We start from the raw sequence: 15226 nt of genomic DNA on the forward strand, positions 1-15226 counted from the left end.
CTTTGCAACGATTTAATTCGAATTGATATGAAAATTGCTTTAATAGGCTACGGCAAAATGGGCAGGATGATAGAACAGACAGCCATAAGCCGTGGCCATGAAATCGTTAGTATTATCGATGTGAATAATCAAGACGATTTCGATAAACCGGCATTCTCTTCCGCCGATATAGCTATCGAATTTACTTCGCCGATGGCTGCTTACGGCAATTACTTGAAAGCTTTTAAGCACCATGTAAAGGTAGTTAGCGGTTCTACGGGATGGATGAAAGATCACGGAGACGATGTGAAAAGACTGTGCAACGAGGAAGGTAATACGCTTTTCTGGGCATCCAATTTCTCGATAGGGGTTGCTATATTTTCGGCAGTCAATCGCTATTTGGCAAAAATCATGAACAACTTTCCGCAATATAACGTAACGATGGAGGAAACGCACCATGTGCATAAGCTCGATGCTCCTTCAGGAACAGCCATCAGTCTGGCCGAGGAAATCATCGAAAACCTTGACCGTAAGAACGATTGGGTAAAGGGATTGCAGGTGCATGCCGACGGTACACGTACTGGAAGCAACGAAACTACTGCCGATAAATTGCCGATTGCTTCCATACGGCGAGATGAAGTGCCGGGCATACACACGGTATCTTACGACAGTGAAGCGGATTCCATCACCATTACGCACGATGCCCACAACCGCAAGGGCTTTGCTCTCGGCGCGGTACTTGCCGCAGAATACACGGCTACACATACAGGATTACTCACCACAAGCGATCTTTTTAAATTCTAAGATACATCATGATCGACAAAGAAAAAGCAAAGCTGAACATGAAAGTGCAATGGACCAAGTTCATTGTAGTATTGGTTTTATATCTCATCTTCTTATATTGGTTGAAGAGTTGGTTAGGACTTATCGTCGTTCCTTTTATCTACGACGTGTACATAACCAAACGAATAAAGTGGCAATGGTGGAGAGATGCCGAGCGTCCGGTGCGCTTTGTCATGGGTTGGGTAGATGCTTTGGTATTCGCATTGGTGGCGGTTTATTTCATCAATCAGTTCTTCTTTCAAAATTATGTCATCCCTTCAAGTTCGTTAGAAAAGTCTTTACTGACGGGAGATTACCTGTTTGTGAGCAAAGTAAGTTATGGCCCGCGCATTCCGCAGACACCTCTAACGATGCCACTTACCCAACATACGCTTCCTGTTTTCAATTGTAAATCGTATATAGATTGGCCCCACTGGAATTACCGACGCGTGAAAGGATTGGGAAAAGTACAGCTTGGCGATATTGTAGTATTCAACTTTCCCGCCGGAGATACGCTTTGTTGCAACGAACAGTGGCAGGCTCAGGACTATTATCAGATGGTTTACTCTTTTGGAGAGCAAATTATAGCTGCGCAAAATCCTGTGCCTATCGATCTTGGTGTATTGAATAAGGTACAACAGAGAGAGTATTTCGATGCCGTATATGCCACAGGGCGGAAGTATATATTAGATAACTTCCAGACTTATGGCGGCATAATGACGCGTCCTACAGACCGTAGAGAAAACTATGTAAAGCGCTGTGTAGGACTGCCCGGGCAGACGCTTCAGATTAAAAACCGTATCGTCTATATAAACGGGAAACCTCTCAAGGAACCCGAAAACGTACAGTATACTTATTATATAAAGTTGAAACAGAACATCCCCGGAAACTTGCTGAAAGAGTTAGGAATATCGGAGGAAGACCTTGCAAGTTTGAACCAAAACCACTACATGCCGCTTACGAAGCATGCTGTGGCTGTACTTTCGAAACGTAAAGACTTGGTAGAGAGCATACGCTTGAATACGGATGCGCAGACAGGCGACCTTTATCCGCTAAACGCCGTTACCGGTTGGACGCGCGATAACTACGGGCCGATATGGATACCTGCCAAAGGCAAAACCGTTAAACTCGATATGAACAATATCGCCATCTACGAAAGACCGATCAAAGTGTACGAAGGGAATGACCTTAGTGTGAAAAACGGACAGATATACATTAATGGGAAATTGGCCACAAGCTACACCTTTAAGCTCGATTACTATTGGATGATGGGCGATAACAGGCACAATTCAGCCGACAGTCGTTATTGGGGTTTCGTGCCTGAAGACCATATTGTGGGCAAACCGATATTCATTTGGTGGTCGTCAGATCCTGATCGTAACGGTTTTGGCGGTATACGTTGGCATCGACTTTTCAAGTTTGTAGACAACATAAAGTAAATGGAGGGGCGGGTTCTGCCATAGAGGTATGGCAGAAATCTGTTCTTTCCTGCCCATGGAAACTATGCAGATAATTAAAACAATCGTTAAGACTATAGACAAAAATCGGAAGCAGGGATGATGATAGACAGTTTTGGCGCGTCTTGCGGAATGTGTTTCAATGTGCATTGTCGATAGCACTTTGCATATCCATCATGCTATTTATCCGCGCTTACATGTTCACTGTATTTACTGTTAACGGTACGGATATCCGGCCCGAATTGCGAAACGGCGACAGAGTATTGGTGAACAGACTGTCGCGTGCCGACCTTCGACGGGGCGAATACGTAGTTTTCGGCGATAGTGCTTACTATGCGGGGCGTATCGTTTTGGTACCCGGAGATACGATAGTTTGCCGTGGCAGTAAATATGTCATACCCACCCGATGTTGCAAGATATGCGATTGTAAAGAGTGCAGATGCTATCTTATTACCACAGGGAACACCAAACTTCTTGTTCGCCACAGTAAGATAATAGGGCGAGCCTATCGTATTTTTCCTTTCAGATGACGGCAACAGCACTCCTTTCTTCTACTTATTTCGGTCCAGTTCAGTGGTATCAGAAGCTGAACCGATACGAAGCATGCCTGATAGAACGCTGCGACAGTTTTATCAAGCAAACTTACCGTAACCGTTGCATTATAGCTGCAACCGGCGGACGGCAGGCACTTACCGTCCCTATAGTGCACGATGAAGGCGATATGCTTATGCGCGATGTACGCATCAGCGACCACGGAAACTGGCGCCATCTGCATTGGAATGCACTGCTGTCTGCCTATGGAGAGAGCCCTTTTTTCGATTTCTATGCCGACGATTTGCGTCCTTTTTATGAAAAACGTTGGGCGTTTCTTTTCGATTTCAATATGGAAATCATGCAGAAAATGTGCGAGTTATTAGATATAGAGCCCCGTGTAAGCACGACCGACGAGTATGTTTTTTTACCCGAAGACAATGGTTCGGAAGCAACAGGCACAGGCATCATGGATTTCAGAGATGCCATTCGTCCGAAACATCCGTTGCCCGATGCTGAATTCGAACCGCAGGAATACTATCAAGTTTATGCCCTGAAGCACGGTTTCCAGCCAAATCTGAGTATTCTCGATCTGTTGTTCAACGAAGGTCCCGAGGCTGTGTTATATCTGTAGGGAGAGGCAGTAGCACATAAAAATGCCGGATTATCTGCAAACAGACGGTCCGGCACTTTGTTTTATCAGGTGCAAAAATCTTTATCGTTTTGCATTCTTGTCTATTCTGCAACAAATGCTTTAAGTTCCTTTTGGGTAGGACTGTTCAGCAAACGACCTGCTTTCCACTTGATTGCGGGGTAAGCCTTTTTCAAGTCATCACACGCTTTCTTGATGGAGCTTCCACCCGATGTGGCAAACGGAACCACACTCTTGCCCTGCAGATTGCAACTTTCGATGAACGTATTGATAATGGTCGGTGCTGTGTACCACCATATCGGGAAGCCGATGTATACCACGTCGTAATCCGTAATGTTGCTGACCGTCTTGGCTATCGGTGGCCTGTAACTAAGGTCTTTCATCTCTACAGTACTGCGAGAAGCATTGTTTGTCCAGTCGAGATCGGCATTCGTGTACGGTTTTTGGGGTGTTATCTCGAACAAATCGGCGCCGGCAGCGGCTGCGAGTTGCTCTGCTACCTGCTTCGTAGTGCCTGTGGCAGAGAAATAAGCTACGAGAGTTTTCATTTTCTTTCCTTCCTTTTTTTGTGATGTGCCTTGCGCACAAGCCGTCACCATGATGAGCATAGCGGTGGCGATGGCTAAAAATGTTCGTTTCATAAATAGCTTCTTTTTATGATTTAATAGCCTCGAAAAGCCGCTGTGCATGCTCTTTGCTGCGGGCTTCCATATCGGCTATGGCACCCGTTTCGTTGCGCGAAGCGTACGAAACGCCGCCCGTATATACGAAATCGGCAAGCTGCATACCGCACAGATTGGCGGTGGGGCGCAGCTGCGAGCCGATAATATCTTCGATAGTGTAGCCTACAAACCCTTCTTTAGTGTACATTTCGGCGGGAGCTCCGGTAGTGAAAGAGGCGATGAGCCGCTTGCCTTTCAGTGCCGTACCTGTGGAGCCGTAAGCAAATCCGTGCACGACAACGTCTTCGATCCATTTGCGCAGCAGCGATGGCATGCTGTACCAAAACACCGGGAATTGCCATACAATGATGTCGGCCTTAACGAGTTTCTCCTGTTCGGCCTTTACATCGAACCGATAGTCGGGGTAAAGATCGCTCAAAATATCATACTCTGCTTCGGGTAGAAGTCTTTTCAGTTCGTTAATAATGGTCTTGTTGGCCACCGAATCGTTCTTTAGATCGGTGTGACCGGATACGATTAATACATTCTTCATTTGTTCTTATCTTTTTTAGTGTTATTATCTGATGTTGCAAAGATAGAGAGATTACGACAGAACAGCTGTATATAATTTACGGAAAAAATATCCTTTTTTACTTTTTCCGTATAATGTTGGCCGTAACATACCATGTCGTTGCGGGCAACAAACAGTGCCTCTATCGTCGGTACAAGGCATGTCTATCGTTGATAAACGTAGTGTCTGTACCCGATATTCGGTATTCCTGTTTCCGATGTTTTTGCTGCTTGTCGTTGCAGTATGCAGGTTTTTTCGTTTTTCCGGCGATAAGGTGTGATCTCTGCGATAAATATATATTAACACTGTTTATCCTCATTAATAATGATGTTTTTCTTGTTTGTTTACAATATATATTAAAATAAATCTTTACATTTACAATATCTGATATTATTTCTAACTAAACAAGTCTATGAATTTGCGTAAACTTATAGCATGGAAAGACCTGTTTTCCTATCGCCAGAAAGTGGTGTTGTTAGTGATAGGAGGCACTGTGGTGGGGCTTGGGCTGCTTTTCATGTACATGTTGCGCATGCATACGTATATCATAGGCGATGATCCTGCAGCATGCGTAAACTGTCATATCATGAGTCCTTACTATGCTACGTGGTCGCATTCCTCGCATGGTCGCGATGCTACATGTAACGACTGTCACGTTCCGCACCAAAACCTATTCATGAAATACCTATTTAAAGGGAAGGACGGAATGAAGCATGTAGCTTATTTCATTACCCATAGTGAGCATCAAGCCATCAATGCTGAGGACGCATCTGCGCAGGTTATCATGGATAACTGTATACGCTGTCACACACAACTCAATCAGGAATTTGTGAAAACCGGCCGTATCAATTACATGATGGCTAAGCGAGGAGAGGGCAAGGCATGCTGGGATTGCCACCGAGAAGTACCCCATGGCGGTGTTAACTCGTTGTCGGGCACGCCCTATGCCGAAACTCAAGTTCCGCTACCTTCATCGCCTGTTCCCGAATGGTTGCAAAGAATGGTGCCTTCAAGCAAAATAAGATAAAGTATTTATACAATAAACATAAACCTAAAAATACCTGATATATTATGGTAAAGCAATTGAAACGTTGGCAAGGATGGTTGTTGTTCGGAGGATCGATGGTTGTTGTATTCCTTTTAGGTCTGCTTGTTTCGTCTCTTATGGAGCGAAGAGCCGAGGTTGTAAGTATCTTCAATAACCGTAAGAATATGTTTAAAGACTCGATAGTTGCACAGAACGAGAAATTTGCAGATGATTTTCCGCGGGAATATGAGACGTGGTCGATGACGGAAGACACAACCTTCGAAAGCAAATACAACGGCTCTCAGGAGAAGGATGTGTTAGAAGAACACCCCGAAATTGTAGTGATTTGGGACGGTTATGCATTCTCGCGTGAGTACAATACGCCGCGTGGACATCGCCATTGTATAGAGGATTTGAGAAAAATACTGCGTACCGGAAGCCCGGGAGTAGACGGTCAAGCAGACATACAGCCCGGCACTTGCTGGACTTGTAAGGGCCCCGACGTGCCGCGTCTGATGCGTGAAAAGGGCATAAACCGGTTCTATGCGGCTAAATGGAGCGAGTGGGGAGACCAAGTAATGAATACTGTAGGGTGTTCAGACTGCCATGATGCCCGCACTATGGACCTGCGTCCGGCACGTCCGGCGCTATATGAAGCGTGGGCACGTGTAGGGAAAGATGTCAGAAAAGCCACCCATCAAGAGATGCGGAGCTTGGTTTGTGCACAGTGTCATACGGAATATTATTTCGAAAAAGATAACGGGCAATATCTTCATTTCCCGCAGGAAAAGGGGCTCACCTGTGAGGATGCCGAGGCTTATTATGACAGTATCGGCTTTTATGACTATATTCATCCGCTGTCGAAAGCTAAGATTTTGAAGGCTCAACATCCCGGGTATGAGGTATTCATGCAGGGTATTCACGGGCAGCGCAATGTGTCTTGTGCAGATTGCCACATGCCTTATATAGCCGAGGGAGGCGTTAAATATACGGATCACCATATCATGAGCCCCTTGGCACATATCGATCGTACCTGTCAGACCTGCCATCGACAGGATGCAGAGACGCTTCGTAAGAACGTTTATGACCGTGAAAAGAAGGTGTACGATTTTGCTGGTAAGGTCGATAAAGAGTTGGCCTATGCCCATATAGAGGCAAAGTTTGCATGGGAACATGGTGCAACCGAGCCCGAAATGAAGAAGACATTGGAGGATATCCGCAAGAGTCAATGGCGGTGGGATTATGCACTTGCCGGACACGGAGCGGCTTTCCATGCCCCGCAGGAAGTGATGAGATTGTTGGCAGACGCCATGGAGTATGCCAAAGATGCCCGTCTGCAAGTGGCACGTATTGTAGCAAGACACGGCTATACCGGTACGATTCCTCTTCCTGATTTGTCCACTCGTGAGAAGACAGCGGAATATGTAGGCTTGAATATGAGGCAGCTTAGGTCTCAAAAGAAGGACTTCCTCGACAGCGTGGTGCCCAAGTGGATCGAAACGGCCCGCAAGAATAAGCGTTTTGTTTCGAAGCCAATGTAGCCGGAGCGCTATGGAACAAGATTGTTAAAATGCCGTTGTAGAACGGGAGCATTGATACCCAATGCTCCCCTTTTATATGTTATGATTTATGTGGAATAAACCTTATACGTTGAAAGAAGGAATAGCTATCGCTGTCGGTCTGTCGGTTACGGGCGAATTGTTGCAGCTGACAATCGGTCCGCTTGAATGGGGTATTTTCGTTTGGCCGGCCAACTTAGTCGTTCTGGCCGTGTTCATGGCTTTGCTTTTTGTAATCTGCTTGCTGCGAAAACGATATTATTTCTGTCGTTTCATTACTACTGTACAGGCAGCAGTGCCGGCCATTGTCTTAGCTGTATTGCTGACAATCGTCATGGGACTGACACGTCAAGCGGCCGAAGGAAGCCCGTCTTCCGATCCTATCGGGTTGACCAAAATGCTGAATTTCTGGCCTTTTATCCTCGTATATATATGGCTTACCGTTATTGTCGGCGAGGCTGCATTGCACCAACTTGCCACTTTTAAGTGGCGAAAACTGCCGTCCTTTGTCTGCCATATCGGCCTTTTTATCGTCCTGACCTGCGGAACTTTGGGCAGTGCAGATATGCAACGGCTGAAAATGTACTGCGAGTTAGGAAAGCCGGAGTGGCGTGGTATCGATGCTTGGAATAATGTTCATGAGCTACCAATCGCAATTCAGTTGGAAAAGTTTACCATTGAAGAGTATCCGCCCAAGCTGATGATGATCGACAGGCAGGGTATCCCGCAGCCGTCGAAGAGGCCTGAAAGTATTGTTGCCTATGAGAATATCGCCGACGGACGGCTAAACGGCTGGGATATACATATTGTTAAACGCATACAGAACGCCATTCCGGCCTCGATGGTTAAGATGATAAGCAAGATACCGAGGGGAATGATGGCGAACGTACGCATGGATTCGCTCGGCATGGCACGCAATACGGGAGGGTTTGTTGCTACGGATGCACGCGGTTCGGCCTATGCTCTTTATGTGAAAGCTGTACGGGGAACTGTGGAAAAGGAGGGATGGGTAACGTGCGGGAGCTATCTGTTTCCTTTTCAGACACTGCGGCTTGATGATAAACACACGCTTGTCATGAGCAATCCCGAACCACGGCGTTATGCTTCGATTATCGATATATACACCGAGGACGGTAAAAACGAGCAGGCCGAAGTAGAGGTAAACAAGCCATACTCGATTAACGGATGGAAGATATATCAGCTCGGTTACAACGAAGAAATGGGCAAATGGAGTACATACAGCGTATTCGAGTTGGTTTCAAACCCATGGTTGCCCGTTGTTTACATAGGTATATATTTGTTGTTGATCGGTGCTGTAGGAATATTTCTTATAGCAAGTAGCAGAAGAAAGGAGGCAGAGAAATGAGCTGGAATTACTTTGTTGTCTTTGCTATTGTGGCAGTAATGCTGTGGATAACGGGCGCCTTGGCGGCATGGAAAGGCAAGCCAATGCTGGTATTCGGCGCTACAATCATGGGACTTGTTGTGTTTTTCAGCTATATAGTATTGATGTGGGTGGCTTTGGAGCGCCCTCCATTGCGCACAATGGGCGAAACACGACTGTGGTATTCTTTCTTTTTGCCCCTTACAGGCATCGTTGTGTATTGGCGTTGGCGTTATCCGTGGATATTATCTTTCTCTACCGTGTTGGCTACAGTGTTCGTCTGTGTGAACATTTTCAGGCCGGAAATACACAGTAAAACGCTAATGCCGGCATTACAAAGCCCGTGGTTTGCGCCTCATGTTATTGTTTATATATTTGCTTATGCCCTGTTCGGAGCGGCTTTTGTGATGGCTGCATACCTGCTCTTTATCAGGAGAAAGACACTTGCAAGCAAGCAGGAAATGGATATCTGCGATAACTTGGTGTACGTAGGTTGGGCATTTCTTACTATCGGCATGCTTTTCGGTGCCCTTTGGGCCAACGAGGCATGGGGACATTATTGGGCATGGGACCCGAAAGAAACGTGGGCTGCAGCCACATGGCTGGCATATTTGGCGTACATACATTACCGACTCGATACCCCACATACCAAGGCTCGAACGGCGCTATGGATGCTGGTTGTTTTCTTCGTGCTGCTGCAAATGTGCTGGTGGGGCATCAATTATCTGCCGTCGGCACAGGGAGCCAGCGTACATACCTATAATCTTAGTTGAACAGAAATAAGGAACGTTAAATAAGTTTTCATATTATATAGGTATAGAGTTTTTATTGTATCTTTACGCCGATTAATAATTTTAAAATAGATATTGATTATGAAGATGAGACATTTAAAGGTTGCTTCATTGCTGTTGGCAGGTGCTTTGTTAACATCATCGTGCGTGGGTAGCTTCGCTTTGTTCAATAAGTTAGCTTCATGGAACAAGCGTGCAACCAACAGTAAGTTTCTGAATGAGATTATTTTCTTGGTTATTTCGCCGGCTTATGCTATATGTGGAACGGCCGATGTGCTAATACTTAATGCGGTTGAGTTCTGGAGTGGTTCCAATCCGTTGGCGAGTCGTGTGGGCAAAACGCAGCAGGTACTGGGCCCCGACGGTAAATATTATGCCGTAAAGACTTTGAAGAAAGGCTACGAAATAACAAAACCGGATGGCGAAAAACTGCTCTTCACTTACGACAAAGCCACCGATTCGTGGTTACAGGAGAAAGATGGGAAGAAGACAGAGATATTCCGTTTCAATTCCGATGGTACTATTCAGGCCAGTCTTCCCGATGGGAAAAAGATCGATGTAACATTGGATGAGGCCGGCGTATATCAGACCAGAATGGCTGTGAACGGCGGTACATATTGGGCAATGCGATAGTTTACGGTTGTTAATCGGCATATAATTCAGGCAGACATGCGCCATACGTGTCTGCCTGAATGCGTTTATAGCGGTAGTGCTATTTAAAAATAAGTGTAGTAAGTTGGTCTTCTGTCATAAGTTCCTGCGCAACCTGTTGCAGTTGTTCGGCCGTTACGTTGTCGATATGCGTATATAACGACGTTACATCTCGTTCCCATCCGTAATGCAGATAGGCTTTGCTAAAGTCTAATGCAAAGTTTTCACGATTGTCGCATGCCACGCCTATCTGTCCTTTTAGTTGCTTTTTTGCCGCCGACAGCTGGTGTGCGGTCAGCGTTTTTCCTATAACTTTATCGAGTTCTTTTCGTACAATGCGCAGACATCTGTTAATATCGTGTTCGTCGCATCCGAAGTATATGCTCCATATACCTGTGTCGCTATAATTCACCATGCTGCTTTCTACGGTGTAAACCAAGCCATGATGCTCGCGCAGAGCAAGGTTCAATCGGGCGTTCATACCCGGTCCGCCGAGGATATTATTAAGCAGATAGAGCGGTATGCGCAAGGGATGATGAATGTCGTAGGCGCGGTTACCGAGCATTACATGTGCCTGATGTGTCTGCATGTGGCGCACGATTTTGCGCGGAGCATAGGCATCTAAGCCCGATGGTGCGGCGTTCTGCCCTGCAGAATTATTGCTTGCGGCTGTAACAGATGCTGCAAATGCCGTATCATCAAGTGCCCGTGATAGCAATCTTAGCAGTCTTTCAAAGTCGATATCGCCATAGGCAAAGAACACCATATTGTCCGGACGGTAATACCTTTCGGTAAATCTGCGGGCATCGGCTGTGGTATATAACCTTACTCGATTGGCCTCTCCAAGAATATTGTGCCCTAAAGGATGCCCTTTGAATATGGCATTTTCTATCTCGTCGTATATCAGTTCGGCCGGACTGTCGTTATAACTTTCAATCTCATCGCATATCACTTCCACCTCTTTATCTATCTCGTTTTGCGGATAGGTGCTGTTGAAAACGATATCGGTAAGCAGGTCTATGGCGCGTGGAATGTGTTCTTTCAGTATTGCAGCGTAGTAAACGGTGTCTTCTTTATTGGTAAAAGCATTGATATCGCCGCCAACACTCTCGAGAGAGTTCAGTATGTGCCACGCCCGTCGGTGGCTTGTACCCTTGAAAGACATGTGTTCGCAGAAGTGCGCCAAGCCCTCCTGTTCCTTCTGTTCGTGCCGTGTACCGGCATTGATCCGGTAACCGCAGTACACTACAGGCGATGCCGAGGGCAAATGAATAATGCGCAATCCGCAGGAAAGCGTATGGGTATTGTAATTCATAACGACTGCAAAGATACGAAAAATAAGTATTTTTCGGGTTGAAAAGGACATTGTTATTTGCTTATACCGCACTTTCTGTTCGGACGAGATGCGAAGTGTGCGGTTTGCTCCTTTCCCAAGCGTTTGCAATAAGCGATATACTTATCGGATGCAAACTATATGTTTGTCGGAGGTAGATGGCATGTCTGTCGTTTTTAGAACGGCAATGTTCTTGCCGCATGTGCGACGACTGCTATCGACGTTTGGGTAAACGGGGCGGTTCGTCTGTAATATTTCTTCTGCATTCTGATACCTTTTTCGTTTTTAATATCTATCTTTGCAGAAAGATTTTTGATATAAATACATGCGCAAGGTTATAGGAATAGGAGAGACGGTTCTCGATATTATCTTTAAAGACGGGCAACCTACGGCGGCTGTTCCGGGCGGTTCTACATTCAATGCCGTAACTTCGTTGGGGCGATCCGGTATCAATGCTACGTTTATATCTGAAGCCGGCAACGATAGAGTGGGCAAAGAAATCGTTCGTTTCTTACGTGGAAACGGAGTAGATGCAGAGAATATCAATGTTTTCCCCGACAGCAAGTCTGCGATATCATTGGCTTTTTTAGATGAAAACAATGATGCCGAGTACCTTTTTTATAAGGACCATCCGCACGATCAGCTCGATTTTAAGTATCCGGATGTACAACCCGACGATATTGTAGTGTTCGGTTCATACTACGCAGTGAACCCTGTAATACGCCCGCAAATGGTAGGTTTCCTCGATTATGCGCGCAACCACGGGGCGATTATCTATTATGACGTGAACTTCCGTGCGGCACATAGCAACGACGTTATGCGCATTACGCCCAATTTGTTGGAGAACTTAGAGTATGCAGACTTTGTACGTGGCAGCCGTGAAGACTTCGAAGTTCTCTATAAGATGGACGATCCGGACAAGGTATATGCATCGGAGATTTCTTTTTACTGTAAGAAATTCGTTTATACGAACGGCGCTCATCCGGTGATACTTCGTGCCGAAAACAATGCCAGATGCGAATATCCGGTGGTAAAGACCGATGCGGTAAGTACCATTGGTGCCGGCGATAATTTTAATGCCGGCTTTATTTACGGACTCATGAAGCATGACATAAGGAGGGCAGACATAGAGCACGGACTTATTGCAATGCAATGGGATGCCGTAATGAAGTGTGCTTTAGAATTCTCGGCCGACTGTTGCAGGCATCTCGGTAACTATGTATCGAAGGCTTTTGGAGAACAAATGAAGAAGGAATTCAATAAATAAAGAAGATATGATAGAAATAACCAACCAAGTTTACTATGTGGGTGTAAACGATCGTAACAAAGCTCTATTTGAAGGATTGTGGCCTTTACCCAACGGTGTTTCTTATAATTCATACCTCATTGTAGACGAGAAAGTGTGTCTGATCGATACTGTCGAGGTAGATTTCTTTATGCAGTTTGTCGAAAATTTGCATGAGGTGTTGGGTAAAGAGCGTAAGATCGATTATCTTGTCATTAATCACATGGAGCCCGACCACAGTGGTTCGCTTACGTTATTGAAGCAGTTTTATCCGGATATAAAGATCATCGGAAACAAAAAGACGTTCGATATGCTCGACGGATTTTATGGGATTAAGGAGAACGAAATAGAGGTGAAGAACGGCGAAGAGTTGCAGTTAGGCCCTCATCGTACGCTAAGGTTTTATCTTACACCGATGGTTCACTGGCCCGAAACAATGATGACGCTCGATGTAGAAGACGATCTGATATTCACAGGTGATGCGTTCGGTTGCTTCGGAGCATTGAACGGAGGGCTCATCGATGCCGACATAGATACGTCGTGGGCATGGCTTGAGATGACTCGTTACTACAGCAACATCGTGGGAAAGTATGGTGTGCCCGTGCAGAACGCGCTGAAGAAGCTCGACGGAGTAAAGCTCGATTATATTTGTTCTACCCACGGACCGGTGTGGCATAAGTATGTCGACAAGGTTGTAGAGATGTACGACCGCATGTCGAAGTACGAAACAGAGGAAGGGCTTGTTATCTGTTATGGTACCATGTACGGCAATACCGAGCGCATGGCAGAGGTTATAGCACAGGCGGCAAGTACGGCCGGCATTAAAAACATTGTGATGTATAACGTTTCTAAGACGCATCATTCGTATATAATTCGCGATATATTCCGCTTCAGAGGACTTGTTGTCGGGGCTCCTACGTACAATAACGGCCTTTACCACGAGATGGAAGTGCTGCTGACCGAGATTGCCAACCGCGATATAAAGAACCACTACATAGGATGGTTCGGCAGTTATGCGTGGGCAAGCAAGGCTGTACAGAAGATAGGCGAATGGAATGAGCAGCATATCAAGTTCGAAGTTGTGGGCAATCCGGTAGAGATGAAGCAGGCGCTTACGGCAGATACGCGCGAACAATGCCGCGAATTGGGGCGTGCCATGGCCCAACGACTTATAGCTGACAGAGTTTAAACGTGGTTTGTTGCCTGTGGATACAGGTGTCGGCAGCGGTATACAAGTGCCCCCTGCCGATGCTTTAAAACAAGAATATTTTTAATTTGTAGCCGGTACGGCAAGATGCCGATATCGATAGAACCCAAAAATGTGATAGAACCATGAAGAAAATAAGGATAGGATTATTACCGAGAATACTCGTTGCCATACTCCTCGGTGTGCTGTCGGGACAGGTTTTATCGTTGCAATGGGTACGGATATTTGCCACTTTCAATACCGTTTTCGGTCAGTTCCTCGGCTTCATGATACCGCTGATCATTGTAGGCTTGGTGACTCCTGCTATTGCCGATATTGGTAAGAGTGCCGGTAAATTGCTTGTCATTACGGTAGTTATTGCCTATGTAGATACGGTATTCTCCGGTTTGCTTGCTTATGGAACGGGTTCGTGGCTGTTCCCTGACATGATTGCGGGAGCTTCGGGGGTGACAGATGTGGGAAAGGCAGCGGCAATAGAACCTTATTTTACCGTCAGCATACCGCCGATACTCGATGTTATGGCTGCCCTTGTCTTTGCTTTTATGGTAGGTTTAGGCATTGCATACGGCAATTGCAGAACGCTGAAAGAGAGTTTCAAAGAGTTTAAAGAGATTGTTTCGAAAACGATAATAAAAGCTATAATACCGCTACTCCCGTTATATATCTTCGGTATATTCCTCTGTATGACTTATACAGGACAGGCTTATCGCATCATGCTGGTATTTGTACAGATCATTATTGTGATATTCGTACTTCATTTCTTTATTCTAATTTACCAGTTCTGTATAGCCGGAGCGCTGGTGAAAAGAAATCCTTTCCGCCTTTTGTGGAACATGTTGCCCGCCTACCTTACCGCTCTGGGCACGGCGTCTTCGGCGGCTACGATCCCTGTAACCTTGAAGTGTTCGCTCCGTAACGGCGTTCATGAGGGCATAGCCGGTTTTGTGGTGCCCCTTTGCGCTACCATCCATATGTCGGGTTCTGCCATGAAAATAACGGCATGTGCACTTACTATTTGTCTTCTTCATGGCATGCCTCATGGTTTCGGGGTATTTCTAAACTTCGTAATGCTCCTTGCAATCATGATGATTGCCGCCCCGGGCGTTCCCGGAGGTGCCATTATGGCCGCTCTTGCGCCGCTTGCAAGCGTGTTAGGTTTCGGGGCTACCGACCAAGCTCTTATGATCGCGCTCTATATTGCCATGGATTCGTTCGGCACGGCCTGCAATGTTACCGGCGACGGAGCCATAGCCTTGGTGGTAGACAGATATTTCAAAAAGACGATAGCATGATGGTTTGTCAGGCATGGACAGCA

Annotated in this window: 15 protein-coding genes; 12 read left to right on the forward strand and 3 right to left on the reverse strand. The window is 46.0% G+C overall.

Going from position 1 to position 15226, the window contains the following annotated elements; all coding sequences use genetic code 11:
* Window positions 1–27: 27 nt before the first annotated feature.
* The 4 genes from dapB (at window position 28) to BN3912_RS04085 (ending at window position 3423) form a co-directional block, all read left to right on the forward strand.
* Entirely contained in the window at window positions 28–783 is a 756-nt protein-coding gene (gene dapB / locus BN3912_RS04070; protein ID WP_023984218.1) for a 4-hydroxy-tetrahydrodipicolinate reductase, read from the forward strand.
* A gap of 8 nt (window positions 784–791) precedes the next feature.
* The gene (lepB, locus tag BN3912_RS04075; RefSeq protein WP_023984219.1) at window positions 792–2240 is read left to right on the forward strand and encodes a signal peptidase I; all 1449 of its coding nucleotides are present in this window, start codon (window positions 792–794) and stop codon (window positions 2238–2240) included.
* Between the two features lie 152 nt (window positions 2241–2392).
* Window positions 2393–2788, forward strand: a complete 396-nt coding sequence (gene lepB, locus BN3912_RS04080) for a signal peptidase I (RefSeq protein WP_262502689.1) — start codon at window positions 2393–2395, stop codon at window positions 2786–2788.
* Window positions 2785–3423 carry a WbqC family protein gene (locus tag BN3912_RS04085; protein WP_023984220.1) on the forward strand — a complete coding sequence of 213 codons (639 nt, stop codon included), beginning with the start codon at window positions 2785–2787 and terminating at the stop codon, window positions 3421–3423. Before lepB (BN3912_RS04080) ends, BN3912_RS04085 begins: the two co-directional genes overlap by 4 nt.
* A 101-nt stretch (window positions 3424–3524) precedes the next feature.
* Here the strand turns inward: BN3912_RS04085 and BN3912_RS04090 are convergent, their stop codons facing one another.
* On the reverse strand, window positions 3525–4082 hold the full coding sequence (locus tag BN3912_RS04090) for a flavodoxin (RefSeq protein ID WP_023984221.1): 558 nt from the start codon (window positions 4080–4082) through the stop codon (window positions 3525–3527).
* 13 nt (window positions 4083–4095) lie between these two features.
* Entirely contained in the window at window positions 4096–4656 is a 561-nt protein-coding gene (locus BN3912_RS04095; protein ID WP_023984222.1) for an NAD(P)H-dependent oxidoreductase, read from the reverse strand.
* A gap of 430 nt (window positions 4657–5086) precedes the next feature.
* On the opposite strand from BN3912_RS04095, the gene nrfH reads away from it, so the two are divergent.
* The 5 genes from nrfH (at window position 5087) to BN3912_RS04120 (ending at window position 10068) form a co-directional block, all read left to right on the forward strand.
* A complete protein-coding gene (gene nrfH / locus BN3912_RS04100; protein WP_023984224.1) occupies window positions 5087–5701 on the forward strand; it encodes a cytochrome c nitrite reductase small subunit in 615 nt (204 codons plus the stop codon).
* A gap of 44 nt (window positions 5702–5745) precedes the next feature.
* Window positions 5746–7242, forward strand: coding sequence for an ammonia-forming cytochrome c nitrite reductase (nrfA, locus tag BN3912_RS04105; RefSeq protein ID WP_023984225.1), 1497 nt, complete (start codon window positions 5746–5748; stop codon window positions 7240–7242).
* 88 nt (window positions 7243–7330) lie between these two features.
* A complete protein-coding gene (locus tag BN3912_RS04110) occupies window positions 7331–8626 on the forward strand; it encodes a cytochrome c biogenesis ResB family protein (protein WP_023984226.1) in 1296 nt (431 codons plus the stop codon).
* Complete coding sequence (ccsA, locus tag BN3912_RS04115) at window positions 8623–9417, forward strand: cytochrome c biogenesis protein CcsA (RefSeq protein WP_023984227.1); 795 nt, start codon at window positions 8623–8625, stop codon at window positions 9415–9417. Before BN3912_RS04110 ends, ccsA begins: the two co-directional genes overlap by 4 nt.
* Window positions 9418–9516: 99 nt before the next feature.
* Window positions 9517–10068, forward strand: coding sequence for a DUF3332 domain-containing protein (locus BN3912_RS04120; protein WP_023984228.1), 552 nt, complete (start codon window positions 9517–9519; stop codon window positions 10066–10068).
* A 79-nt stretch (window positions 10069–10147) separates the two neighbouring features.
* Here the strand turns inward: BN3912_RS04120 and BN3912_RS04125 are convergent, their stop codons facing one another.
* The gene (locus BN3912_RS04125; protein WP_023984229.1) at window positions 10148–11401 is read right to left on the reverse strand and encodes a M16 family metallopeptidase; all 1254 of its coding nucleotides are present in this window, start codon (window positions 11399–11401) and stop codon (window positions 10148–10150) included.
* A 343-nt stretch (window positions 11402–11744) separates the two neighbouring features.
* On the opposite strand from BN3912_RS04125, the gene BN3912_RS04130 reads away from it, so the two are divergent.
* The 3 genes from BN3912_RS04130 (at window position 11745) to BN3912_RS04140 (ending at window position 15203) form a co-directional block, all read left to right on the forward strand.
* Complete coding sequence (locus BN3912_RS04130; protein ID WP_004369234.1) at window positions 11745–12686, forward strand: carbohydrate kinase family protein; 942 nt, start codon at window positions 11745–11747, stop codon at window positions 12684–12686.
* A gap of 7 nt (window positions 12687–12693) precedes the next feature.
* Window positions 12694–13893, forward strand: a complete 1200-nt coding sequence (locus BN3912_RS04135) for an FprA family A-type flavoprotein (protein ID WP_023984230.1) — start codon at window positions 12694–12696, stop codon at window positions 13891–13893.
* 143 nt (window positions 13894–14036) lie between these two features.
* The gene (locus tag BN3912_RS04140) at window positions 14037–15203 is read left to right on the forward strand and encodes a dicarboxylate/amino acid:cation symporter (protein ID WP_023984231.1); all 1167 of its coding nucleotides are present in this window, start codon (window positions 14037–14039) and stop codon (window positions 15201–15203) included.
* Window positions 15204–15226 lie beyond the last annotated feature (23 nt).

It is taken from the genome of Prevotella phocaeensis (genome assembly GCF_900065875.1).
Taxonomy (GTDB): domain Bacteria; phylum Bacteroidota; class Bacteroidia; order Bacteroidales; family Bacteroidaceae; genus Prevotella; species Prevotella phocaeensis.

Bases quoted from the DNA above. Each gene is read 5' to 3' on its own strand.
- dapB (WP_023984218.1), top strand. From the start codon at position 28: ATGAAAATTGCTTTAATAGGCTACGGCAAAATGGGCAGGATGATAGAA.
- lepB (WP_023984219.1), top strand. From the start codon at position 792: ATGATCGACAAAGAAAAAGCAAAGCTGAACATGAAAGTGCAATGGACC.
- BN3912_RS04085 (WP_023984220.1), top strand. From the start codon at position 2,785: ATGACGGCAACAGCACTCCTTTCTTCTACTTATTTCGGTCCAGTTCAG.
- BN3912_RS04090 (WP_023984221.1), bottom strand. From the start codon at position 4,082: ATGAAACGAACATTTTTAGCCATCGCCACCGCTATGCTCATCATGGTG.
- BN3912_RS04095 (WP_023984222.1), bottom strand. From the start codon at position 4,656: ATGAAGAATGTATTAATCGTATCCGGTCACACCGATCTAAAGAACGAT.
- nrfH (WP_023984224.1), top strand. From the start codon at position 5,087: ATGAATTTGCGTAAACTTATAGCATGGAAAGACCTGTTTTCCTATCGC.
- nrfA (WP_023984225.1), top strand. From the start codon at position 5,746: ATGGTAAAGCAATTGAAACGTTGGCAAGGATGGTTGTTGTTCGGAGGA.
- BN3912_RS04110 (WP_023984226.1), top strand. From the start codon at position 7,331: ATGTGGAATAAACCTTATACGTTGAAAGAAGGAATAGCTATCGCTGTC.
- ccsA (WP_023984227.1), top strand. From the start codon at position 8,623: ATGAGCTGGAATTACTTTGTTGTCTTTGCTATTGTGGCAGTAATGCTG.
- BN3912_RS04120 (WP_023984228.1), top strand. From the start codon at position 9,517: ATGAAGATGAGACATTTAAAGGTTGCTTCATTGCTGTTGGCAGGTGCT.
- BN3912_RS04125 (WP_023984229.1), bottom strand. From the start codon at position 11,401: ATGAATTACAATACCCATACGCTTTCCTGCGGATTGCGCATTATTCAT.
- BN3912_RS04130 (WP_004369234.1), top strand. From the start codon at position 11,745: ATGCGCAAGGTTATAGGAATAGGAGAGACGGTTCTCGATATTATCTTT.
- BN3912_RS04135 (WP_023984230.1), top strand. From the start codon at position 12,694: ATGATAGAAATAACCAACCAAGTTTACTATGTGGGTGTAAACGATCGT.
- BN3912_RS04140 (WP_023984231.1), top strand. From the start codon at position 14,037: ATGAAGAAAATAAGGATAGGATTATTACCGAGAATACTCGTTGCCATA.